The organism is Sporofaciens sp. St.21A7 (assembly GCF_059728535.1).
Window position 1 is genome coordinate 15,235 of sequence record NZ_BAAGFN010000001.1, and the last position, 23,877, is coordinate 39,111.

The following is a 23,877-nucleotide window of genomic DNA, read 5'->3' on the forward strand; positions in this document are numbered from 1 at the left end:
AATGTAAAAAAAATGTAAAAACGATTGACATTTGCGATAAGGTTTAGTATAATCCTTCATGTTCGGAGAAATACTCAAGAGGCTGAAGAGGCGCCCCTGCTAAGGGTGTAGGTCGGGTAACCGGCGCGAGGGTTCAAATCCCTCTTTCTCCGCTTAATTTTAGGAAGGCTGTCAGATGATTTCTGACAGCCTTTTTAATACTTCTCTCATCAAATTTTAAGTCCGGAAAGATTTAAAATTGCTACAGAATCTCTGGTGATGATTTCTGCTTCTAACTCCGTAGATTGGGGAACTTCATTTCCGTTAATCATATCTAACATCTGTAAAGCGGCGATTCTTGCCATATTCCTTATCGGGTTATCAGCAGATGTCAAAGGAACATCGCAATGGCCCGCAATATCAGAATTGTCGATGCTGATTACGGACAGGTCGTCCGGAACTTTTCTGCCGTATTTTTGGCAGACAGATAACAGCTTGTTTGCTACTTCGTCATTATAACATACACATGCCGTACACTCCGAAAGCCTTCCGAAAAAGTATTCTGCACTTCGCTCAAAATCAGATAGCACCTCCGTATCGATCCACACAATCCATTTATCATTAATCCTGACGTTCGATTCCAAAAGAGCCTCCAGATATCCCGCGTAACGCTGGTGTCCCTGGCCGTCGTCGCTCTTAAAGATTGCGGCGATGTTCTGATGCCCGCACTGGAGAAGATAGTTCGTGACCAGTTTTCCTGTCAGCTTATCATTCAGGCTGACATGGGGGGCGTTAAGCTGAGGATAATAGCTGTTAATAAACAGTACAGGAATTCCCCGTTCCATGATTTGCCTGTAAATATCCAGATTAGGATTCGGCAGTCCGCTTTTTGTAGTCTCGGCAATCAGCCCGTCCACAGTATTTTTGTTTAAAATGTTTTTCAGGATTAACCGTTCTTTTTCTACAGAATTATTTGTAAATGAAACCTGAAGACTGTATTCGGCATTCGTAAATTGTGTCTCCAGCTCCCGGATGATAGTGGAAAATATATATTCCTGTATAAAAGTTGTCATAACCGCAATCTGCATCGTCCGTTCTTTCTGGGGGACAACTTTTTCAGAATTACTGATATAAGTTCCGCTTCCGCGATATCTTTGTACAATCCCTTCTTCTTCCAGCACGGCAATCGCATGCCGTACGGTCTGCCGGCTGACATGGAAATGACTGCATAGCTGGTATTCTGATTCTATCTTATCTCCTGGATGCAATTCACCGCTTTCCAGACGTTCTTTGATCCACAGGCATATCTCTTTATATTTAGCAACTGATTCTCTCAATTATCCACCTCTATGATTTGTATAATGTAACTATTTTCTAATATACAATACAACTTTTTGTTTGACAATCCGTAAAATGTACCAAAAAAATTGTACAACTTTTGTGTAGATATACCCTTAAATGTTATTTACGTAAAATCTGATATATTGCAGGAGATCATATACAAAGAAAGAGAAAATAGAAAAAAGGAGCTGTCGAAATGAAGCAGCTCCTTTAACTTGAATTAGTTCTTCTTATTGCTTGACAGTACGTCAAAGGTAACAGCTCCCAGAAGAACCAGACCCTTTACTACCTTCTGCAAATCCGTAGACAATCCAATCAAGAACATACCATTGTTCAGGATACCCATAACAAACGCACCGATAACAGCGCCGACGACAGTACCGACACCGCCTGATGCAGCAGCGCCGCCGATGTAGCAGGCTGCAATCGCATCCAACTCAAATCCATCTCCGGCCTTAGGTGTGGCAGAAGCGTTTCGGGCAGACAGTACAATACCTGCAATCGCCGCAAGGAATCCCATATTTGTATATACCCAGAAGTAGACCTTCTTCGTGTTGATACCGGAAAGCCTTGCAGCCTTCTCATTACCGCCAAGTGCATAGACCTGACGTCCTGCAACGGTTTTGCTTGTAATAAAATGATAAATGCCTACGATTACCGCCATAATTATTAGTATGATTGGTACGCCATTATAGGATGCAATCTTAAAGAATACGAACCAAATGATGAGGAGGGTGGCGGCTAATTTGACGCCGGTCTGCCATACAGGAACCATCGCAAATCCATATTTCTGCTGTGTTTTGATTTTCTTTAATTCTGCACCGATTACCAGCGCTGAGGCGATGACTGCAATCAGGATTGTAATCAAATCAATGGAACCGCCGCCAAATTCAATCTTATTAGTAAAGAGGAAACCGGCACCTACTTTTACATAAGCATCAGGAAGAGGTCCGACGGTCTTGTTTTCCAGTAATGTATAGGTAAGCCCGCGTCCAATCAACATTCCCGCTAAAGTCACTACAAACGGCGGGATATTCAGATAGGCGATGAAAAAACCATTAAATGCGCCGAATGCAGTTCCCACAAGGATTGCGATTAAAAATGCGAAGGGAATGTTCATATTCTGTTCTACAATTAATTTTGCAGCGACCGCACCGCAAAGAGCTACATAGGAGCCGACTCCAAGGTCTACGTTACCGGTCAGTACACAGAGAAGCATTCCGGTTGCAAGGATAATAACATAGCTGTTCTGCATAATCAGGTTGTTCATGTTCATTGGAGTGGCATTGGTTCCCCCTGTCAATGCATAGAATATAATAAAGATAATAAGCATTGCAAAAACCATGCCGTATTGCTTTAAACTAAGATTTACCGTTTTTTTCTTTTCCATCGTTATTCCCCTTTCTTGTTATTATCCTGCATAATGCATTTCATGATCCCTTCCTGAGATAATTCTTCTTTTGATATTTCACCGGCAATGCGGCCTTCGTTCAATACATAAGTCCTGTCGCACGTACCGAGGATTTCCGGCATCTCGGACGATATGACGATAACCGCCTTTCCGGATTTTGCAAGGTCGTTGATTGCGCAGTAAATTTCGTATTTTGCGCCGACATCAATCCCGCGGGTCGGCTCGTCAAGAATCAGTACATCCGGTTCCGTCAGCATCCATTTTGCAAGAATGACCTTCTGCTGGTTTCCGCCTGACAGGCTTCCGACCGTCTGATGAACAGAGTTAGATTTAATATTAATCATTTTCTTATATTTTTCGGCTTCCAGAATCTCTTTGTTGGAATCAACGATTCCATTTTGTGAAAAATAACTCCGCAGGGCGGCAAGAGACATATTCCATTTAATATCATTAAAAAGAATTAACCCGTAGTTTTTCCGGTCTTCCGATGTATAGGCAATTTTATGGCTGATGGCGTCTTTTACACTCTTAATCTGGATTGGCTGCCCGTGCATCAGTATTTCTCCGGAAATCTTCTGTCCATACTGTCTTCCAAAGAGGCTCATGGCAAATTCCGTTCTTCCGGCGCCCATCAATCCCGCAAGCCCTACGACCTCGCCTGCACGTACTTTAATATTGATGTTCTTTAGAACCTGTCTATGTGGGTCTTCCGGATGATATACATTCCAGTCCTTGACTTCTAATACCACGTCTCCAATCGGACAGTCGGTACGTTCCGGGTAACGGTTGGTAAGCTCTCGTCCTACCATTCCTTTTATGATTCTGTCCTCTGAAAAATCATCTACGCCTTTCGTAAGTGTCTCGATGGTCTGTCCGTCGCGGATGACCGTAATTGCGTCTGCTACATAACTGATTTCATTCAGTTTATGGGAAATGATGATGCTGGTGATTCCCTGTGCTTTCAGTTTTAACATGATTTCCAAAAGCTGCGCGCTTTCCTCATCATTTAACGCTGCCGTCGGCTCGTCAAGAATCAGAAGGTCAACTTTTTTGGCAAGGGCTTTGGCTATCTCGATTAACTGCTGCTTGCCCACACCGAGGGTATTGATGGGAGCATCAAGGTTTTCATTGCCAAGCCCTACCTTCTCAAGCATCTCCTGAGCCTTATTTCTGGTCTGGGTCCAGTCAATTACACCGTTTACCTTCATCTGTTCGTTTCCAAGAAAAACATTTTCCGCAATTGACAGATAAGGGCTGAGCGCAAGCTCTTGATGGATGATAACGATTCCCTTTTTTTCACTGTCTTTGATGTTGCGGTTCTTGACCACTTCACCGTTATATACGATGTCGCCTGTGTATGTACCAAAAGGATAGATTCCGGACAGTACGTTCATCAAAGTTGATTTTCCGGCTCCGTTTTCGCCGCAGAGTGCGTGGACTTCGCCGCGTTTTACTTTTAAGTTAACGTCATTTAACGCTTTTACACCTGAGAACTCCTTGACGATATGGTTCATCTCCAGAATATAATCAGACATTTTTTCAACTCCTTTCCTTTATTTTGCATTCATAATTTCTTCCTCTTTGTAATATCCGCTGTCGATTACAAGTTCTTTGTAATTATCCTTATCGAGGGACTGTGGTTCGCACAGATAGGAAGGCACTACCATTTTTCCATTGTCATAAGTTTCCGTATCATTAATTTCCGGTTCGCTGCCTTCGATGACTGCCTGAACCATTCCTGCACATTTATCTGCGAGAAGCCCTGTGTCCTTAAAAATAGTCGCAGTCTGTTTTCCGTCGATGATATTCTTGACTGCCATGACTTCCGCATCCTGCCCTGTAATGATTGGCCAGTCTTCCGCTGTATATCCGGCTGCTTCTAGCGCTGCCTTGATACCATAGGCAAATCCGTCGAATGCGGAACAGCAGATATCTAACTTTTCATCTGCATAGAATCCGGATAAATAGTTTTCACAGTTCTGCAGCGCCGTTTCCTGGGACCATCTCAAAATACAGGTGTCATCGAAAGAGGTTCTTCCTGACTTACATATGAGTGTTCCGTCGTCAAGATATTTTTCTAAGACACTCATCACCCCTTTATATAGAAGAACTGCGTTGTTATCATCCGGGGAACCCATGAAGAATTCGATTGTCTGAGGTTCTTTCGCATCCTTTAGTTCTGCCTTTTCTTCTATATATTCCCCAATCTTTCTTCCGACGCCTTCGTTGTCAAATGATGCGTAGTAGTTGACAGAATCTGTGTTCATTAACAGACGGTCGTAGGAAATGACGGGAATACCTACTTCCTGGGCAGTCTTTAAGGCATTAATGAGAGCCGATGAGTCTACCGCAGCGACGACGAGGCAGTCAACGTCTTTGGCAATCATCGTCTCGATCTGTGCAAGTTGTACCTGTACGTCATCCTCCGCGTATTGAAGAAATACTTCGTATCCAAGGTCTTCCAGCTTTGCCTTCATGTTCCTGCCGTCTTTAATCCACCTTTCTGAACTTTGCGTCGGCATTGCCACACCGACTACTTTGCCGTTGCCTCCCTGATTTTCCCCACCGTCACTCGAACTACTATTCCCACACCCGGTAAGTGTGAGAGAAAGTACCATGACTGCAATCAGAGCCACGCTGAGAATCCTTTGTTTCATCCTTTCTACCTCCTTTTTTGATGTTTTTCTTTTGAACATCTATATTTTATATAAATATTGTACTGTACAAATTTGGGATTTTCAAGATGTGATATGTCACAAAATTAAATACAACTTTTTGTGCATTATTTAAGTACAACTTGGAAAATATAATGATTTGTATATGTACAAGTTGAAGTTAAGGGAAAATTATTATCGTATAACCAAAGAGCATCCGTAATATATTCCCCTTTTCGGGTGGGCGAACTATCATTTAAAAGGTATACTTTGCTGGACGAAGTCCACCCGCCCGCAGGGCATGCATTACGGTGTGCCCTTGGGTATACCTTATTGGATGAAGTCCACCCGCCCCGCAAGGGGCATGTATTACGGTGTGCCCTTGGGTATACCAATAGAGCATCACGCGATGCATGCCCGAATGGGGTATAGTTGTTTTGCCAGTGCTTTGAAATCTGACTCTAAAGAGTGAAAAAGCAAGAAGAATTATGATTGAATGGTTTCCTACATTAAAATATTGGAAAAACTAAATTATAATAAATGTTATATATTTGGTTGAAAAAATATAAATAATATAAAATATATATAGTATTTTGTTTTTGCATTCATACCATATATAGCACATATTAAAATTAATGTAAAAAAAAGTAAAAAAAAATAAAAAAAAGTATTGACTTTATTTTTGGATGATGATATTATAACTGAGCTGAGCCGATGAAGGACAGCAAAAACAAAGAACCTTGATAATTAAACAATAGACAACAACCCTGAAAATTTCTTGAGAGAAAATTTCAGAACGTGGAATTGAATGGACGAAGAAGTTTGGCTAGGCTAAATGGATTTGAAAGTTCAAGACCAACCTTATAAACAGTAATAACGGGAAAAGAAAAAGCGAGCATTTTTCTTGACCGAGATTAAACGAAAAGGATGCTTCGCAATACTAAGCTCGTGGGAGACCTCGCTAAGTATTGTGAAGCGTAATACGACTAAGGTTCGTGAAAGACCGAACCCAAGTCTTTATTACGAGAGTTTGATCCTGGCTCAGGATGAACGCTGGCGGCGTGCCTAACACATGCAAGTCGAGCGAAGCACTTTGATTGGATTCTTCGGATGAAGATGATTGTGACTGAGCGGCGGACGGGTGAGTAACGCGTGGGCAACCTGCCTTACACAGGGGGATAACAGTTAGAAATGACTGCTAATACCGCATAAGACCCCAGAACCGCATGGTTCTGAGGTAAAAACTCCGGTGGTGTAAGATGGGCCCGCGTCTGATTAGGTAGTTGGTGAGGTAACGGCTCACCAAACCGACGATCAGTAGCCGACCTGAGAGGGTGACCGGCCACATTGGGACTGAGACACGGCCCAGACTCCTACGGGAGGCAGCAGTGGGGAATATTGCACAATGGGGGAAACCCTGATGCAGCGACGCCGCGTGAGCGATGAAGTATTTCGGTATGTAAAGCTCTATCAGCAGGGAAGAAAATGACGGTACCTGACTAAGAAGCCCCGGCTAACTACGTGCCAGCAGCCGCGGTAATACGTAGGGGGCAAGCGTTATCCGGATTTACTGGGTGTAAAGGGAGCGTAGACGGTCCTGCAAGCCAGATGTGAAAGCCCGGGGCTCAACCCCGGGACTGCATTTGGAACTGTAAGGCTAGAGTGTCGGAGAGGCAGGCGGAATTCCTAGTGTAGCGGTGAAATGCGTAGATATTAGGAGGAACACCAGTGGCGAAGGCGGCCTGCTGGACGATGACTGACGTTGAGGCTCGAAAGCGTGGGGAGCAAACAGGATTAGATACCCTGGTAGTCCACGCCGTAAACGATGACTACTAGGTGTCGGGTGGCAAAGCCATTCGGTGCCGCAGCCAACGCAATAAGTAGTCCACCTGGGGAGTACGTTCGCAAGAATGAAACTCAAAGGAATTGACGGGGACCCGCACAAGCGGTGGAGCATGTGGTTTAATTCGAAGCAACGCGAAGAACCTTACCTGATCTTGACATCCCTCTGACCGGCAAGTAATGTTGCCTTTCCTTCGGGACAGAGGAGACAGGTGGTGCATGGTTGTCGTCAGCTCGTGTCGTGAGATGTTGGGTTAAGTCCCGCAACGAGCGTAACCCTTATCTTCAGTAGCCAGCATTTAGGATGGGCACTCTGGAGAGACTGCCAGGGATAACCTGGAGGAAGGTGGGGATGACGTCAAATCATCATGCCCCTTATGACCAGGGCTACACACGTGCTACAATGGCGTAAACAAAGGGAAGCGAACATGTGAGTGCAAGCGAATCCCAAAAATAACGTCTCAGTTCGGATTGTAGTCTGCAACTCGACTACATGAAGCTGGAATCGCTAGTAATCGCGAATCAGAATGTCGCGGTGAATACGTTCCCGGGTCTTGTACACACCGCCCGTCACACCATGGGAGTCAGTAACGCCCGAAGCCGGTGACCTAACCGAAAGGGAGGAGCCGTCGAAGGTGGGACCGATAACTGGGGTGAAGTCGTAACAAGGTAGCCGTATCGGAAGGTGCGGCTGGATCACCTCCTTTCTAAGGAAAAGACTTCTTCCGTCTGGAGCAATCCAACTAAAACGGAAGAAGAAGTAAGGGAAATGTTGTCTATTGTTTAGTTGTCAAGGCTGTCAAAAGTCTAGATGGCGATGTCTGGTGGCGATGCGCTTGGGGGACACACCCGTACCCATCCCGAACACGATGGTTAAGCCCTAAGCGGCCGATGGTACTGCACTGGAGACGGTGTGGAAGAGCAGGTGGCCGCCAGACTTTAAAATCTTAAAAAAGGGCTTATAGCTCAGCCGGTTAGAGCGCACGCCTGATAAGCGTGAGGTCGGTGGTTCGAGTCCACTTAAGCCCATTGGAACTATCAAAAAGGAATCAAGTTTTGTTTAGATACCTGAATGGGGGATTAGCTCAGTTGGGAGAGCGCCTGCCTTGCAAGCAGGAGGTCACGAGTTCGAATCTCGTATTCTCCACTGGATGTATGATTGAGAATTCATGATTCATGCATCCCATGTACCTTGAAAACCGCATACAAGAAATATGATAAGAGAAATATCTTAATCAAGACATCCGAGGTAATTGTTATTAGCAGAGTAACATCTGGTTATGTAATGATGATTACATCCAATTCGAGAAAACGAATCAAAAAAACAACCTATGAAACCAACGCCGATAACGCTATATCGGTGAGGACTTACGGGACATCCCGTTTCCGCAAGTCAGTTGGTCATGCTAGAAAGAGCGTATGGTGGATGCCTTGGCACTAAGAGCCGATGAAAGACGTGATAAGCTGCGAAAAGCTTCGGGGAGGAGCAAATATCCTACGATCCGGAGATGTCTGAATGGGGAAACCCACTTGAGGGAACCTCAAGTATCCTTAACCCAATCCATAAGTTAAGGAAGGGAACCCGGTGAACTGAAACATCTAAGTAGCCGGAGGAAGAGAAAGAAATATCGATTCCCAAAGTAGCGGCGAGCGAAATGGGAAGAGCCCAAACCGGGATGCGTGCATCCCGGGGTTCGGACCGCAAATTTGATTCAGAAGTCTTAGCAGAATGGTTTTGGGAAAGCCAGCCAGAGAGGGTGAAAGCCCCGTAAGCGAAAAGACGGATGACATGGCGGAATCCAGAGTACCACGAGACACGTGGAACCTTGTGGGAAGATGCGGGGACCACCCCGTAAGGCTAAATACTCCTTAGTGACCGATAGCGCATAGTACTGTGAAGGAACGGTGAAAAGAACCCCGGGAGGGGAGTGAAACAGAACCTGAAACCATATGTTTACAAGCTGTGGAACATCCGTATGAGATGAACCGCGTACTTTTTGTAGAACGGTCCGGCGAGTTGCGCCGGCTGGCGAGGTTAAGCCCCGAAGGGGTGGAGCCGAAGGGAAACCAAGTCTTAACAGGGCCAGAGTCAGTCGGAGCAGACCCGAAACCGGGTGACCTATCCATGTCCAGGATGAAGCTGCCGTAAAAGGCAATGGAGGTCCGAACCCACATCCGTTGAAAAGGGTGGGGATGAGGTGTGGATAGGGGAGAAATTCCAATCGAACCCGGAGATAGCTGGTTCTCCTCGAAATAGCTTTAGGGCTAGCCTCATACAAGTCTAGCGGAGGTAGAGCACTGAATTTCCTAGGGGGCGTCAAAGCTTACCGAAGAATATCAAACTCCGAATGCCGCCAAGATGGTGTATGGGAGTCAGACTGCACGAGATAAGTTGGGTAGTCAAAAGGGAAAGAGCCCAGACCTACAGCTAAGGCCCCAAAATGTGTGTTAAGTGGAAAAGGATGTGGGATTTCAGAGACAACTAGGATGTTGGCTTAGAAGCAGCCATACATTCAAAGAGTGCGTAATAGCTCACTAGTCGAGAGGTCCTGCGCCGAAAATGTCCGGGGCTGAAACACACTGCCGAAGCTTAGGAATCAGAAATGATTGGTAGAGGAGCATTGGATACTGGAAGAAGCAGTACCGGAAGGAGCTGTGGACGGTATCGAAGAGAGAATGCCGGAATGAGTAGCGAGAGGAAGGTGGGAATCCTTCCGGCCGAATATCCAAGGATTCCAGGGTAAAGCTGATCTGCCCTGGGGAAGTCGGGGCCTAAGGCGAGGCAGAGATGCGTAGTCGATGGATAACAGGTTGAAATTCCTGTACCACAATCCAACAGAACTGTGGGGACACACGTGGAAAGCATGAGCCGGGAATGAAGAGACCGGTGCAAGCGAGGTAGGGGGTATACTGGCAAATCCGTATATCAACCCGAAGACGTGATGCGGACCGAAGTAAGAGTAGGGAAGCATGTGAGCCATGTGTCAAGAAAAGCCGCTATTGTTTGGGTTGTGCCCGTACCGTAAACCGACACAGGTGGATGAGGAGAGAATCCTAAGGCCGACGGGAGAAGCATTGTCAAGGAACTCGGCAAAATGACCCCGTAACTTCGGGAGAAGGGGTGCCAGGGAGACCTGGCCGCAGAGAATAGGCCCAAGCAACTGTTTAGCAAAAACACAGGTCTGTGCGAAACCGAAAGGTGAAGTATACGGGCTGACGCCTGCCCGGTGCTGGAAGGTTAAGAGGAGAGGTTAGCGAAAGCGAAGCCTTGAATTGAAGCCCCAGTAAACGGCGGCCGTAACTATAACGGTCCTAAGGTAGCGAAATTCCTTGTCGGGTAAGTTCCGACCCGCACGAAAGGCGTAATGATTTGGGCACTGTCTCGACAATGCACCCGGTGAAATTGAAGTACCAGTGAAGATGCTGGTTACCCGCGCCAGGACGGAAAGACCCCATGGAGCTTTACTCCAGCTTGATACTGGGATTCGGTATTGCATGTACAGGATAGGCGGGAGGCAAGGAAGTGGTGACGCCAGTTGCCATGGAGCCGCTGTTGGGATACCACCCTTGCAGTATTGGATTTCTAACCAACAGCCGTGACCCGGCTGGGGGACAATGTCAGGTGGGGAGTTTGACTGGGGCGGTCGCCTCCGAAAGGGTATCGGAGGCGCTCAAAGGTTCCCTCAGAATGGTTGGAAACCATTCGGAGAGCGCAAAGGCAGAAGGGAGCTTGACTGCGACACCGACGGGTGGAGCAGGTACGAAAGTAGGACTTAGTGATCCGGTGGTAGAAAGTGGGATTGCCATCGCTCAACGGATAAAAGCTACCCTGGGGATAACAGGCTTATCACTCCCAAGAGTTCACATCGACGGAGTGGTTTGGCACCTCGATGTCGGCTCATCGCATCCTGGGGCTGAAGTAGGTCCCAAGGGTTGGGCTGTTCGCCCATTAAAGCGGTACGCGAGCTGGGTTCAGAACGTCGTGAGACAGTTCGGTCCCTATCCGGCGCGGGCGAAGGATATTTGAGAGGAGCTGTCCTTAGTACGAGAGGACCGGGATGGACTGGCCGCTGGTGGATCTGTTGGCTAATCAAGGCCATGGCAGAGTAGCCAAGCCGGGAGGGGATAAACGCTGAAGGCATCTAAGCGTGAAGCCCCCCTCAAGATGAGATATCCCTGCGTAGAGCAGTAAGACCCCTTGAAGACGACAAGGTAGATAGGGCGGAGGTGGAAGTGCAGTAATGTATGGAGCTGACCGCAACTAATCGGTCGAGGGCATGACCAAAGGTGGATAGGAAAGAGGATGAAATTTCTTGTATGCAGTTTTGAAGGTATATGCCTTCAATGCGTATTTACGCAAGGCCCAGTGGCTCAGTTGGTTAGAGCGCCGCCCTGTCACGGCGGAGGTCGAGAGTTCGAGTCTCTTCTGGGTCGTTGACATAATACATTTAAAGTGCTATAATAGTAAAATGTAGATGTCACTTATATGGGATCTTAGCTCAGCTGGGAGAGCATCTGCCTTACAAGCAGAGGGTCATAGGTTCGAGCCCTATAGGTCCCATAGATTATGGATGGATTCCCGAGTGGCCAAAGGGGGCAGACTGTAAATCTGTTGGCGACGCCTTCGAAGGTTCGAATCCTTCTCCATCCATTAGGATAGTAGAAAGAGTCAACTGTTTGCTGAAACCAAAACGGTTCGAATCCTTCTCCATCCATTAGGATAGTAGAAAGAGTCAACTGTTTATTGAAACCAAAACGGTTAGAAATCTTTTTCATTCATTAGGATAATAGAAATTTTCTTTATCCATTAAGGTATAGATGATGTATCTTGTGCCGATGTGGCTCAATTGGCAGAGCAGCTGATTTGTAATCAGCAGGTTATCGGTTCGAGTCCGATCATCGGCTTGCTTCTAAAGAGAAGCATTTAATAGAATATCGCGGGGTGGAGCAGTCTGGAAGCTCGTCGGGCTCATAACCCGAAGGTCGTAGGTTCAAATCCTGCCCCCGCAATCCGCCCAGATAGCTCAGTTGGTAGAGCAGAGGACTGAAAATCCTCGTGTCGCTGGTTCGATTCCGGCTCTGGGCATTTTGTTTACCTAAAATAGTGAGGGCGTGTAGCTCAGGTGGTAGAGCACTTGACTTTTAATCAAGTTGTCCCGGGTTCGAATCCCGGCACGCTCAGTAAAAATAATCCCGAAAATCTCTTCTTGAAAGATGATTTTCGGGATTATTTTATATGGTCTGCTTCTTAAAACAAGAGTCCCATGGTCTTCTGGCCTTCCTGCTCGGCTTTCTTCTTTTGCAGCATCATGGAAATACTCTGCATCGTCTGCTGGTGTGTCAGTTCTTGAAGTGTCTTTGCAATGTCAGTGTCTCCCATACGGCTCTGGGCTGCAGTAAGATTAATGGAAGCATATCCATTATAATCAATTGCATGTTCCAGAGAATTAGACTGTGCGCCGAAGGTGCTGCGATTGCTGGTAACTTGTGTCAAGGCATCATCAATGGCCTGTAAATCAAAATCCTTCGTGACATCGAAGTCTGCAATGCCAAGCGCCTGCAATGTAGAATTGGCTGCATGATTGACAGTAATAGAACCGCCGCCGCCATCCGATACGAGCTGAACACCATTACTCATACTGCCGTCAAGCATATTCATTCCATTGAAACGAGTCTGAGTCGCAATATGTTCAATACCTTGCTTCAACTGCTCGACTTCCTTCTGGATATCTGCCCGATTCATACCATTCAGCGTTGAATTGCTGGCACGTAAGCCTAATTCACGCATTCTTTGCAGATGGCTGGTAATGCTGCCAAGCGCAGAGTCGGAAGTATTCAGCATGTTCGTTCCGTCACCAAGATTCTTCGTACCTGTATTATAGCCCGTCACCTGAGCCTTTTCGTTCTCGACAATCGCCAGTTCAGCGGCGCCGTCCGCAGCAGACATTAACCTGTTACCACTTGAAATATGCCCGTACAAATAAGGGGTTGTGCTGCTTATTGCGGAAATTCTGCTCATCTATATTCCTCCTTTCAGAATTATATTAAGGTGTGCCCTTGGGTATACTTTCATATATAATATCGTACAAATTTTAAAAATGATTACCATTATTTTCATATTGAATGCTATTTTTTGTGAATTGGTAATCTCGTAGTGCCTGTTCTATTTTCATGCGGCCGCGGATACGGATAGGAAGGCATATATCATTTTCAAGGAAACAACAATTGCCTGAAAATTTCACGACATAGTCGGCGTTGACCAGTATCCCCTTGTTGATCAGAATAAAGCGAGGCTCCTGGTGAGTCAGGCAAATAAATTCAGACATCGTCATACGGCTTCTCAGAATGGATTCATCCGTAAGGGTGATGTTCAGGTAGTGTCCGTCAGTGACCGCGGAAATGATATCTCGATATAAAACGGGAATCGTTCTTCGCCCACTGACAATCTCCATGTGTTGAGGATAAGGGAAAAGTACCGACATGGCATCCTGCAAGACTTTCGTCACCCGCTCTTGAGAGATGGGTTTGACAATATATTCAAAGGCGTGGCAGGAAAATGCATCCGGCATAAATTCACTGCTGGATGTCAGAAACACAAGGATACAGAAGTTATCTTTCTGTCTCATCTTTAGTGCGACAGTGATTCCGCTCATTTCTTCCATGTAAATATCCATGAAAACTATGGAAAATTTATTTTTTTCAAATTGGCCGAGAAATGATTCGCCGCTAATGAAAGAGGCAATATCAGTCTGAATTCTGTGTTCTTCACAAAAATCACGGCAGATTTGTACCATTTTATCTAAAAAGATTGGTTCATCATCAACGATTGCAATTTTCAATAAGTCTCCCCTCATTTCTTAGAGTATTAAGGTCGTTCACTATTTTATCATATAGGGAATGTTTTTGCCACAAAATTGATGTTCCTGCCAGAGGGGTTTGCTTTTTCACAAATGAATAATATGATATTAAAGAATACAGATGCATACTTTTGGCAGAAAATGAGGAGGAAATTATTTATGAAGAAAACAATAAAGCGCATAAGGGGTATATGGCTGTCGGTTTGCATAGCAGCTTTTTGTGTGGTCAATGTATACGCTAAAGAGGAGCAAACGCCTGTGGTTTATGACTCGGGAAGTGGATATACGGCAGAGAAGATTACCCATTCCGAGAAAGATGTCATGACGACAGACGGTATAGTAGACTATACAGGGAACGGAACATTGGCCGTAAATTTGGAGAATGGGGAGGGAGACCGCGGACAGAATTATTCCTGGGGGTCGATTGGTTATGGGGATTACATGTATATCGGCACCTGTTATGGTGCATGGACGTCTACATTACAATTTATGAAAATGAACCTTGGGCATAACTATGATGATGCGGTCATGAAGGAAGCTTTGGATACCTACTATCATGGTCATATGTATACAGGGGAGGAAGATGGGGCAGAGGCCTTGGGGATTCTGCTGAAGCTGAACGTTAAGACCGGAGAGGTAAAGATTTTGATGTCCAAGGAACTGACAGGACAGAATACAATTTTTCGGAATGCCGTGGAATTTAAGGGAAAATTATATTTCTGCGGCGCCGTGAATACCATACCTTGTATCTATCAGGTGAATCCGCAAACAGATGAATGTAAGCAGGTGTATGCTGGCATGACGATGGAGGAATATATGGAGGCATACAAGAAAGGCGTGTCTGTGGGAATCCGGGGAATGTGCGTGTATGAGGATAAGCTGATTGTCAGTTGTATCAATACCGACGGTGCAGTGATTTGTGAGTCGGAAAATCCCACCGACCAGCAGTCCTTCAAAGTTATCGCCACGGATGAGGAGCTGTTCCATTATCCTGCATACAATTACTGTGACAGTATTTATGGAGGCTCTATTTTCGACATGACACAGTATGGAAAGAGCTTGTATGTTTCTATCTGCACCGGTAAACCGGAAAATGCGATAGATGAGAATACCATGCAGCCTTTTGGGATTGTGCGGGGAGATGTACAGGAGGACGGAAGCTGGAAATGGACGAGCGTCGTAGGCGACAAGGAAAATGACGGGGCGAAATATACATTTGGCATTGACCCGGAACGGACACGAAGCGGGGCTGCGAACCTGATTTCATTTGGCGGCTATCTCTATATCGGGGAATATAATGACGAGGAGATTGCGGTAGAAAGGATGTTGTTCGATAATGATTTTACATTTATGAATCTGAATTTTGAGCAGCCTGTAAATTTCTACCGGATGGACGAAGACGAGAATGTAGAGCTGATAGTTGGGGATGAGGATGAAATGTTCCCGGAGGGCGGCCTGTCCGGAATGGGCTCCGGATTTGGATGCAATGAGAATCAGTATATCTGGAAGATGGTGGAGTACGACGGGAAACTCTATGTGGGAACATATGATGCAAGTAGTTTTTTACTTCCGTTGGATGAGTATATGAATGATGAAAATGCAGACCAGGATTGGAAAGACAAAGTAGATGGTTATGTAGAGAAGTTATGCAGCGATTATCAGGGAGTTCCTGAGAGCGCCGTTACATGTGGGGAGTATTTAGATAAAGCGATTTTTGGATTTGACTTGTATGTGACAGAAGACGGTATTCATTTTACAAAAATTACGGATGATGGTTTTGGGGATCCTTATAACCATGGATGCCGCGCGTTTGGTATTACGGATGAAGGATTGTTTGTGGGTACGGCCAATCCTTTCTATGGGACGCAGGTGTGGAGGCTCAGTGAAAATGCGGATTTGGAAAAAACGGATGGGGGAGATGAGATACAGGATGACGTGGATGCAGTAAATGATAGTGACAAAACGGACAGAGGAAACATAGGTATTCTTGTAGGAGTACTTATAGCCGCAGCAGTGTTTCTGTTGGCTGTTTATAGAAAAAAGAAACAGAAATAGTCAGAAGATGTTGACAAGATTTGTAAATTCGTATATATTGTTTATCAGATAAAAGGGAGTAACTTGCGTATCCCGGACTGCCGGGACGTTTACGATGTCGTCAGTACGATGATAGACCATCCGTATCGTAATGAAATGGTGAGACTTTTATTGCATAGTTCTGTGCAATAGAAGTCTCTTTTTTTTATTCTAATGCCTGTATTGATTAAAATATGGGTATGCTATGAATTAAGTAGGCATATTGGCCGTAAGAGATTAGGACGGCAATATCCTATATTGAGAAAAAGAGATTTCTATATGCAGGAACGTAGGTCATGGATTTTTATAAATGCCAGGAAAGAGAGGAAATGTTTATGCTGACGAATGAACAGGCGAGAAGAAATCAGGAGAAATTTGGGTTAAATGAACTGACAGCAGGGAAGAAAAAGAGTACGTTCCGGATATTTCTGGAGCAGTTCAAGGATTTTCTTGTTGTCATTTTAATGGCCGCGGCTTTTGTTTCGGGATTTTTGGGAGATGCTGAAAGCGCGATTGTCATTCTTGTCGTGATTACCATGAATGCCGTTCTGGGAACGGTACAGACAGTGAAGGCAGAGCAGTCTTTAGACGGATTGAGGAAGTTGTCTGCGCCTGCGGCCAAGGTAATGAGGGACGGTGTGCTCAGACAGATTCCTTCCCGGGAGGTTACGGTGGGTGACGAGGTCATAATCGAGGCGGGAGACTGTATCCCTGCCGATGGCCGGTTACTGACTTGTGCTAGTTTAGAGGTGGATGAGAGTACGCTGACCGGCGAGAGCCTTGCCGTGGAAAAATCTCTTGATGATCCTCCTTGCGGGGCGGCGCTTGGAGATCAGACAAACAAGGTATTTTCCGGAAGTTTTGTCACTTACGGCAGAGGAACTTATGAAGTGACGGATATCGGCATGAAGACGGAGGTTGGAAAGATTGCAGGGCTTTTGAATACGGCTTCGGAAAAACGGACGCCTTTGCAGGTAAGCTTAGATGAATTCGGAAAGAAATTGTCGGTTATTATATTGGTGTTCTGCGGGATACTTTTTGTAATGAGCATCTTGCGGGGCGGTTCTGTGGTGGATGCATTTTTGTTTGCGGTCGCGCTTGCAGTTGCGGCGATTCCTGAGGCGTTAAGTTCAATCGTCACGATTGTATTGTCGTTTGGTACGCAGAAAATGGCGAAGGAGCATGCTATCATAAGAAAATTACAGGCTGTGGAGGGGCTTGGCAGCGTGTCGGTCATTTGCTCGGATAAGACGGGGACTCTGACCCAGAATCGGATGACCGTGGAAGAGTATTATGTGGAAGGTGAGAAGATTTCCGCGGGAGAAATTGATATGAAGAGGCAGGGGCAGGAGTTACTGCTTTTGTGCAGTATCCTTTGTAATGATTCGTCCAATACGGACGGGCAGGAAATCGGCGACCCGACAGAAACGGCTTTGGTTAATCTTGGAAAACGGCTTGGCGTGAGCGCGGTGGATGTGCGGAAGCGGTATCCGAGAGTGTCGGAGATTCCTTTTGACAGTGACAGGAAACGGATGTCTACGGAGCACTGTATGGATGGTCAGAGAGTGATGATTGTAAAGGGAGCGGTGGATGTACTGCTCAATCGTATGGACTTTGTCTGGGACGGTGCAAGGAGAAAATTTACCGAGGAGGACAGAGAGAGGATTGAGGCGCAGAATTTAGAATTTTCCCAGAACGGGTTGCGGGTGCTTGCATTTGCCTATAAGGAAATACAAGAGGAGCGGGAGTTGTCTTTGGATGATGAGGAGGGACTGACTTTCTTAGGATTGGTTGCTATGATGGACCCGCCCAGAGAGGAATCAAAGGAGGCAGTGAGCAGATGTATCCAAGCGGGGATTAAACCGGTGATGATTACGGGCGACCATAAGATTACGGCGGCGGCTATTGCGAAGCGGATTGGGATTTTGGAGGATGAGTCGGAAGCCTGTGAGGGCGCTGTGATTGAAAATATGACGGATGAAGAACTTCAGGATTTTGTGGAGGGGATTTCTGTGTACGCCAGGGTTTCTCCGGAACATAAGATTCGGATAGTCCGCGCATGGCAGAAGAAGGGAAATATTGTGGCTATGACCGGCGACGGTGTGAATGACGCGCCGGCTCTGAAACAGGCGGATATTGGCGTCGCTATGGGAATTACGGGGAGTGAGGTGTCTAAGGATGCAGCTTCCATGGTTCTGACGGACGATAATTTTGCTACGATTATTAAAGCAGTGGAAAATGGGAGGAACATCTATCAGAATATTAAGAATTCAATCCAGTTTTTGCTCTCTGGTAATTTTGCAGCGATTCTGGTGGTATTGTTTGCGTCAATAGCCGGGCTTCCTGTGCCGTTCGAGCCAGTGCATCTGTTGTTCATTAATCTTCTGACAGACAGCCTTCCTGCTATTGCGCTGGGGCTTGAACCACACAGGGCAGAGGTCATGAGGCAGAAGCCAAGAGATGTAAAAGAGTCTATTCTGACGAAGGACTATCTGTTTGGCATCGGGACGGAAGGGTTGTGTATTGGGGTGACGACGGGGATTGCATTTTTGATAGGGTATCAAAGCGGCGGCGCTGCGGCTGCCAGTACGATGGCATTTGGGACGCTTTGTGCAAGCCGTCTTGTGCATGGATTCAACTGTAAATCACCAAGGCCGGTTGTATTTTCTGCGGCATTATGTAATAATATTTATTTAATCGGTGCATTTTTAATTGGCGTTGTACTGATAACGGGCGTGTTGATAATTCCGGGGCTGCAAGGGATATTTAAGGTGGTCACGTTGGGATTGGGGCAGCTATTGACGGTGTATGGGCTGGCGTTTTTGAACCTGCCTGTGATACAAGCGGTGAAGTGGATGAAAATACACTAGATAAGGGTAGGAGGTTTATATGGAATTAAGTAACGAGACGGTCAGGAAGATAAGGGGATTGATTGTATTTACGGCGCTGGTTACGGCGTGTCTGTGGAAATATGATGTGGTAGTCAGGGCATTGGCTTTTGTGTTTCACATTATTTTGCCGTTTGTCTTAGGAGGCGCGATTGCGTTTGTTCTGAATGTGCCGATGAATTTTGTGCAGAGGAATCTTTTTAATGAGAATAAGATGAAGGGAAAAAAACGGATGCAGAAGCTGGCGCGCCCGGTCAGTATGTTGATTGTCATCTTTGGCGTGATAGGCATTGTCGGGATTGTGATGTTCGTGCTGATTCCGCAGCTTGGGACTACATTTGCCAATCTGGGCGCAAGTATTCAGGAGTTTATCCCTAAGGTGCAGGAGTGGGCGGAGGATATCTTCCATAATAACCAGGAGATTATGGAATGGGTGGACAGTCTGGAGTTTGACTGGAATAAGGTTATGGAGACAGGGATTAATTTCTTCAAAAGCGGCGCCGGCAGTGTGCTGGATTCGACGATTACGGCGGCGAAGAGTATTGTAAGCGGTCTAACCACTTTCTTTATTGCATTTGTATTTGCGATTTATATCCTGCTCCAAAAAGAAAAATTGGGTTTGCAGGCAAAGAAGGTGCTGTTTGCATTTGTAAGGAGAGGGCGCGGTGAGGCGGCTATGGAAGTGCTGTCGTTGACTTATAATACATTCTCTAGTTTCCTGACGGGGCAGTGTGTGGAGGCTGTGATTTTGGGCAGTATGTTTGTTGTGTCTATGGCTGTGCTTAGGCTTCCGTATGCGCTGCTGATTGGGATTTTGATTGCATTTACTGCATTGATTCCGATTTTTGGGGCGTTCGTGGGATGTGGAGTCGGGGTGTTCATGATATTTATTGAAGACCCGGTTAAGGCGATGATTTTTGTCGTGCTGTTTCTGGTGCTGCAGCAGGTTGAGGGAAACCTGATTTATCCCCATGTGGTGGGGAATTCTGTGGGGCTTCCTTCTATCTGGGTGCTGGCAGCAGTCAGTGTCGGTGGAAGCCTCATGGGGGTTGTCGGGATGTTGATATTTATACCGATTGTGTCTGTGGTATATGCATTGTTTAGGGAGGTTGTGTACTTAAAATTGAAGCAGAGAGAGATTACGCCGGAGGAAGTAGAGAAGATTTAATCAGGATTTGGAGGGATACTGACGATGAAATTAAAGAATATTTTGATTGTTGTGAAAGATATTGAAAAATCGAAACAATTTTATCACGACTTGTTCGGTCTTGATATGATACTTGACAATGATGGCAATATGATTTTAACGGAAGGTCTTGTGCTCCAAGATGAAAAAATATGGAGAAAGTTTTTGGGACGAGATATTATTCCAAAAAACAATTCTTGCGAACTGTATTTTGAAGAACAAGATATAGAAGCATTTATTGAGAAAATGGAAAAACTATATCCCGGAGTTCAATACGTCAATGGGCTTATGACCCATAGCTGGGGACAGAAGGTGATACGGTTTTATGATTTAGACGGTAATTTGATTGAGGTAGGAACGCCTATGTAATGCGGCCGTTTAAATTATGAGAACCAACTGAATTTGAAAAAGTATGGATTTAATGATATGTTTCCACTTTTGCTATTTTACATGCCACAATCATGACATATGAGGGTGTAAAAAAGGTGTAAACCCACCAAAAAAGAGGAATGAGTGCTTGTCCACCCATTCCTCTTAAAAACCCTTATATTACGCAAGTTTCTTCTTAGCCGAAGTATCTCTTCAACAGACCCTCAAACGCTTTTCCATGTCTTGCCTCATCTCTAGCCATCTCGTGAACGGTATCGTGAATTGCATCCAGGTTCGCAGCCTTCGCTCTCTTAGCAACGGCAGACATGGCAAGGCTTCCGAGGGTCTGTTAAAGAGATATGTGTATCCACTTTTTGACTTTTTCACTAGCTCTACTAAATATGAGTATCCACCTTATTTCCACTTTTGATATTTATATAGAAAAAGAGATACCGAAGCACCTCTTAATCATCAAGCTATGCAACTTTCGTATAATTGATTACTGAAATCTCCTGCATGAGCTGTTTGGCTGTATTTACTAATTTTTCTAATTGGCGTGCGGTTTCATCTGAATAATACTTTGCGCCGCACTGCTCGCATTCTTCACAGGGGACATTTTTAATAATGATTAGACAGCCATTGCAATCTACAGCATGGATTGTTATAGATTCTGTTAAATCATTACTCTTACAATACATACACATTTATCTATCCTCATGTTTACGAAACACTCATATTTCTCTGTGTGTTACGTTTTTTTGCCGCTTCTTCTATATTTCACCATAAAATACTTTCTAGCTCTTTTTGTAGTTTTGGTAAATCATCTGTTATGGTATCCCATACGATTTTTAATTTGATACCATCATAGCCATGGACAATACGGTTCCGCATTCCATATATCTGTTTCCATGGGATTGATGGAAGCTGTTTTTTTATATCATCACTAAGGGAAGTCTTTGCCAGTTCGCCAATCTGCATCAGATTAAATACACAAGCTTCAACACGCATATCATCTTTTTGGAAATCTTCAAAATCTGTACAGCATCCACAATAAGAAATGATTGCTGTTATATGTTTGTGTATCTTGGTCAAAACCTGTTTGTCTTTATTATCCATAAATAAGCACTCCATTCTTTTTAATCTCATTATCTATCTCGGAATCTGGAACGACTTCGGAGCGGTCAATCAAATCAACGGGTTTTTCCAGAAAAGTGACCACATCTTCCAAAAGGCCGTAAAAAGCAAGGCCATGAAGTCCGCTGTCCACCAATATATCAATATCGCTTTTTTCTTGCGGTGTGCCCTTTGCATAAGAACCAAATAAGATAGCCCTCTGGACGTTATAGTTTTGGAATATTGGAGATAAAATATCTTTTATTTGTTCTATCGTATAGATTGTATCTACACCTTTCATAAACGCACCTCCTGTGTGTTACGGTTTTTTGCCGCTAATCGGAATGCTTTTTCCATTGCAGGCGTAAGTTCGGGAGAATCTTCATCAAATACGATTTCTCTCTTTGTCGCTTCTTCTATCTGTTTGATTTGTTCCTCTGTTGGTTTTTTGTTTCTATCCAAGGTAACTGTTTTAATCTGTTTCATAATATTCTATGATTGATATAGCTTGTCTATTTGCTCTAATACTTCATCCGTTATCGGTACACCATGGTTTTGATAATCTTCCATCTGGTCGCCGTAGGCAGATAAGATGTCCACAAGATTAAATAATATTTTCTCTGATATATCCTTGCCGCCGCTCTGGTTCTTTATTGTCTGCTTTGGTACATTCATTCGGGCAGAAATGGTTACTGGATTAATGCCGAGCTTTTCTATCTCTTTTAAATACCTTTTGACAGTTTGCGGAGTTCCTAAATCTGTTATGTTACCATTTTCAACTTGCTCTAACACTTTTGCTATCCCATGTTTTTTTACAACTGCTTCAATAACTTTTTTTAATCGCGCTTTTTTACTTTTGGTATAGCCGCTGTTATCTATTATGTTCATTGCACGGTCATATGTTACATAAATGCCTTTGCCTGTTAGCTTGCTGACATAATACTCCAATACATAGCGTTCAATCTCTGGTGTCACCAGATATTGTAATTCTCTGCCTTTTAAACCAACTTTACTAACAAGCGTATTGAGTTTGCTTTTTTTGACTTGTACTTCGATTCTAAGAAAATTATAATCTGTATCAGGGTCACATTCAAGCTGTCTTTTTTCTAATTCCGTTTGCTTATGGTAAATATTGATATTTAAGCTCTTACCCTTATAATAAATATAACTTAAATCAGCGTTATAAGTATTTGTGTTGGCTTTGCTGTCAGAATCATTTGATGATTCATCATTAGGTATTTCCGCTAAGAAATTCTCGATATCTGGCATATCTGGTTCTTCATCAGAAATTGTTATGTTGTTCTCTGATAAATCAGGTTCATCATTGTCATAATAGTTACGTTCAAAAGAACCTGTCCGCAAGCTGTAGCCTTAATCAATAAGCTTTAAATACTGTTGATTCATTGTATGAAGGTCAAATGTAAAATCAATCCTAGCGGCTTTAAAAGAATTTAATTCAAGCCATTGTTCGTTTAACTTTTCCTTCCTGTTAAACGAATGATTTCATCAAATGTGTCTCTTGAAATCATTTTTGATAATTCAAATGTATGCACCATTTTCTTTTCCTCCGTAAGAGTATAGTATAATCATATCACATATGATTAAATAAAGCACGTATTATTCTGACTAGATGTCTATTGAAACCAACCGTATCTTTAGTGGTCTAACGACCAGTAAACCCAGTATTTACAAGGCTTTCAGGACATGCACCCCCTCTACACCCCTGCTCTACTGCCTAACGGCATATCTATAGTATATCCTGCCTGCTAAGACTTATTGTGCCAGATTTACTATGCTATGTCTTACATGTATAGGTGTTGTAGATGTATATCTTTTAAAAGCATTGCAGACTGTTGTAATCTGGAATCTACTCTATCTGGCATGAAATGGGAACAAGAACAATGAGACTTTTTATGTCGGTTGTATCTGGATACTGCTCAAATTCAGATGTCGATTAAACAGACATCCGAACTACTATGGAAAATAACGCCGCTAATAACGATTGTACGGTAACAGGCAAAATAGCAGGAGTAAGTCACTTTAAAATATGTTAAAAACTGTTATGTGCTATAAAATAGTGCTATGAATCATGGACTGCTTTATCCGAATGTTATTTTAAATTAGGAATCGGCTGAGGGTTCAGCCAATTGATAAGAGCTACTAC

General features: G+C 44.4%; 15 protein-coding genes, 10 tRNA genes, 3 rRNA genes and 1 pseudogene. 17 read left to right on the top strand and 12 right to left on the bottom strand.

Translation table 11 applies throughout. The features are described from left to right. The first annotated feature begins 64 nt into the window (after positions 1-64). A tRNA-Ser gene (locus tag AC6I3O_RS00070) sits at positions 65-152 on the top strand. Positions 153-209: 57 nt separating this feature from the next. Here the strand turns inward: AC6I3O_RS00070 and AC6I3O_RS00075 are convergent. The 4 genes from AC6I3O_RS00075 to chvE form a co-directional block, all read right to left on the bottom strand. After that, the gene (locus AC6I3O_RS00075; RefSeq protein ID WP_497849243.1) at positions 210-1,316 is read right to left on the bottom strand and encodes a GntR family transcriptional regulator; all 1,107 of its coding nucleotides are present in this window, start codon (positions 1,314-1,316) and stop codon (positions 210-212) included. Between the two features lie 224 nt (positions 1,317-1,540). Further along, positions 1,541-2,710: a multiple monosaccharide ABC transporter permease gene (gene mmsB / locus AC6I3O_RS00080; RefSeq protein ID WP_497849244.1), complete on the bottom strand. Its 1,170-nt coding sequence runs from the start codon at positions 2,708-2,710 to the stop codon at positions 1,541-1,543. Between the two features lie 2 nt (positions 2,711-2,712). Further along, on the bottom strand, positions 2,713-4,266 hold the full coding sequence (mmsA, locus tag AC6I3O_RS00085) for a multiple monosaccharide ABC transporter ATP-binding protein (RefSeq protein WP_497849245.1): 1,554 nt from the start codon (positions 4,264-4,266) through the stop codon (positions 2,713-2,715). Between the two features lie 18 nt (positions 4,267-4,284). Beyond that, entirely contained in the window at positions 4,285-5,388 is a 1,104-nt protein-coding gene (chvE, locus tag AC6I3O_RS00090; protein WP_497849246.1) for a multiple monosaccharide ABC transporter substrate-binding protein, read from the bottom strand. 1,015 nt (positions 5,389-6,403) lie between these two features. Between chvE and AC6I3O_RS00095 the strand changes: the two genes are divergently transcribed. From AC6I3O_RS00095 to AC6I3O_RS00150, 12 genes are all read left to right on the top strand, one after another. Continuing rightward, positions 6,404-7,934 (top strand): 16S ribosomal RNA (locus AC6I3O_RS00095). Positions 7,935-8,047: 113 nt separating this feature from the next. Continuing rightward, a 5S ribosomal RNA gene (gene rrf / locus AC6I3O_RS00100) occupies positions 8,048-8,165 on the top strand. Positions 8,166-8,182: 17 nt separating this feature from the next. After that, positions 8,183-8,256, top strand: a tRNA-Ile gene (locus tag AC6I3O_RS00105). Between the two features lie 45 nt (positions 8,257-8,301). Beyond that, positions 8,302-8,374: transfer RNA gene (locus tag AC6I3O_RS00110), tRNA-Ala, on the top strand. Between the two features lie 252 nt (positions 8,375-8,626). Beyond that, positions 8,627-11,512 (top strand): 23S ribosomal RNA (locus AC6I3O_RS00115). The 16S, 23S and 5S rRNA genes sit together here with 9 tRNA genes alongside, the layout of an rRNA operon. Before the next feature lie 75 nt (positions 11,513-11,587). Beyond that, positions 11,588-11,661 (top strand) — tRNA-Asp (locus AC6I3O_RS00120). A 54-nt stretch (positions 11,662-11,715) separates the two neighbouring features. Beyond that, a tRNA-Val gene (locus tag AC6I3O_RS00125) sits at positions 11,716-11,788 on the top strand. 8 nt (positions 11,789-11,796) lie between these two features. Then, positions 11,797-11,878, top strand: a tRNA-Tyr gene (locus tag AC6I3O_RS00130). A gap of 181 nt (positions 11,879-12,059) precedes the next feature. Next, positions 12,060-12,132 (top strand) — tRNA-Thr (locus AC6I3O_RS00135). 31 nt (positions 12,133-12,163) lie between these two features. After that, a tRNA-Met gene (locus tag AC6I3O_RS00140) sits at positions 12,164-12,237 on the top strand. Between the two features lie 3 nt (positions 12,238-12,240). Beyond that, a tRNA-Phe gene (locus tag AC6I3O_RS00145) sits at positions 12,241-12,313 on the top strand. A 22-nt stretch (positions 12,314-12,335) separates the two neighbouring features. Continuing rightward, a tRNA-Lys gene (locus AC6I3O_RS00150) sits at positions 12,336-12,408 on the top strand. Positions 12,409-12,475: 67 nt separating this feature from the next. On the opposite strand, the gene AC6I3O_RS00155 is transcribed toward AC6I3O_RS00150, so the two are convergent. Both AC6I3O_RS00155 and AC6I3O_RS00160 read right to left on the bottom strand, forming a co-directional pair. Further along, the gene (locus AC6I3O_RS00155) at positions 12,476-13,246 is read right to left on the bottom strand and encodes a flagellin (RefSeq protein WP_497849247.1); all 771 of its coding nucleotides are present in this window, start codon (positions 13,244-13,246) and stop codon (positions 12,476-12,478) included. A 73-nt stretch (positions 13,247-13,319) separates the two neighbouring features. After that, on the bottom strand, positions 13,320-14,066 hold the full coding sequence (locus AC6I3O_RS00160) for a LytR/AlgR family response regulator transcription factor (RefSeq protein ID WP_497849248.1): 747 nt from the start codon (positions 14,064-14,066) through the stop codon (positions 13,320-13,322). Positions 14,067-14,243: 177 nt separating this feature from the next. Here AC6I3O_RS00160 and AC6I3O_RS00165 point away from each other — a divergent pair, with 177 nt between their 5' ends. From AC6I3O_RS00165 to AC6I3O_RS00180, 4 genes are all read left to right on the top strand, one after another. Continuing rightward, positions 14,244-16,139 carry a hypothetical protein gene (locus AC6I3O_RS00165; RefSeq protein WP_497849249.1) on the top strand — a complete coding sequence of 632 codons (1,896 nt, stop codon included), beginning with the start codon at positions 14,244-14,246 and terminating at the stop codon, positions 16,137-16,139. Positions 16,140-16,492: 353 nt separating this feature from the next. Continuing rightward, on the top strand, positions 16,493-19,027 hold the full coding sequence (locus AC6I3O_RS00170) for a cation-translocating P-type ATPase (RefSeq protein ID WP_497853385.1): 2,535 nt from the start codon (positions 16,493-16,495) through the stop codon (positions 19,025-19,027). A 19-nt stretch (positions 19,028-19,046) separates the two neighbouring features. Continuing rightward, positions 19,047-20,213, top strand: a complete 1,167-nt coding sequence (locus AC6I3O_RS00175) for an AI-2E family transporter (RefSeq protein ID WP_497849250.1) — start codon at positions 19,047-19,049, stop codon at positions 20,211-20,213. A 24-nt stretch (positions 20,214-20,237) separates the two neighbouring features. Further along, positions 20,238-20,600 (top strand): VOC family protein, encoded by a 363-nt coding sequence (locus tag AC6I3O_RS00180; RefSeq protein WP_497849251.1) that lies wholly within the window; start codon positions 20,238-20,240, stop codon positions 20,598-20,600. A gap of 196 nt (positions 20,601-20,796) precedes the next feature. On the opposite strand, the pseudogene AC6I3O_RS00185 reads toward AC6I3O_RS00180, so the two are convergent. From AC6I3O_RS00185 to AC6I3O_RS00210, 6 genes and pseudogenes are all read right to left on the bottom strand, one after another. Beyond that, positions 20,797-20,919: pseudogene (locus AC6I3O_RS00185) on the bottom strand (NADH peroxidase); the annotation flags it as partial. A 157-nt stretch (positions 20,920-21,076) separates the two neighbouring features. Beyond that, positions 21,077-21,304 carry a type II toxin-antitoxin system MqsA family antitoxin gene (locus tag AC6I3O_RS00190; protein WP_497849252.1) on the bottom strand — a complete coding sequence of 76 codons (228 nt, stop codon included), beginning with the start codon at positions 21,302-21,304 and terminating at the stop codon, positions 21,077-21,079. Positions 21,305-21,377: 73 nt separating this feature from the next. After that, positions 21,378-21,716 (bottom strand): HepT-like ribonuclease domain-containing protein, encoded by a 339-nt coding sequence (locus tag AC6I3O_RS00195; protein WP_497849253.1) that lies wholly within the window; start codon positions 21,714-21,716, stop codon positions 21,378-21,380. Further along, positions 21,709-22,014: a nucleotidyltransferase family protein gene (locus AC6I3O_RS00200; protein ID WP_497849254.1), complete on the bottom strand. Its 306-nt coding sequence runs from the start codon at positions 22,012-22,014 to the stop codon at positions 21,709-21,711. Before AC6I3O_RS00200 ends, AC6I3O_RS00195 begins: the two co-directional genes overlap by 8 nt. Next, positions 22,011-22,199 (bottom strand): hypothetical protein, encoded by a 189-nt coding sequence (locus tag AC6I3O_RS00205; protein ID WP_497849255.1) that lies wholly within the window; start codon positions 22,197-22,199, stop codon positions 22,011-22,013. The genes AC6I3O_RS00200 and AC6I3O_RS00205 overlap by 4 nt, the downstream gene beginning before the upstream one ends. A 6-nt stretch (positions 22,200-22,205) precedes the next feature. Next, on the bottom strand, positions 22,206-23,075 hold the full coding sequence (locus AC6I3O_RS00210) for a hypothetical protein (protein ID WP_497849256.1): 870 nt from the start codon (positions 23,073-23,075) through the stop codon (positions 22,206-22,208). Between the last annotated feature and the right edge of the window lie 802 nt (positions 23,076-23,877).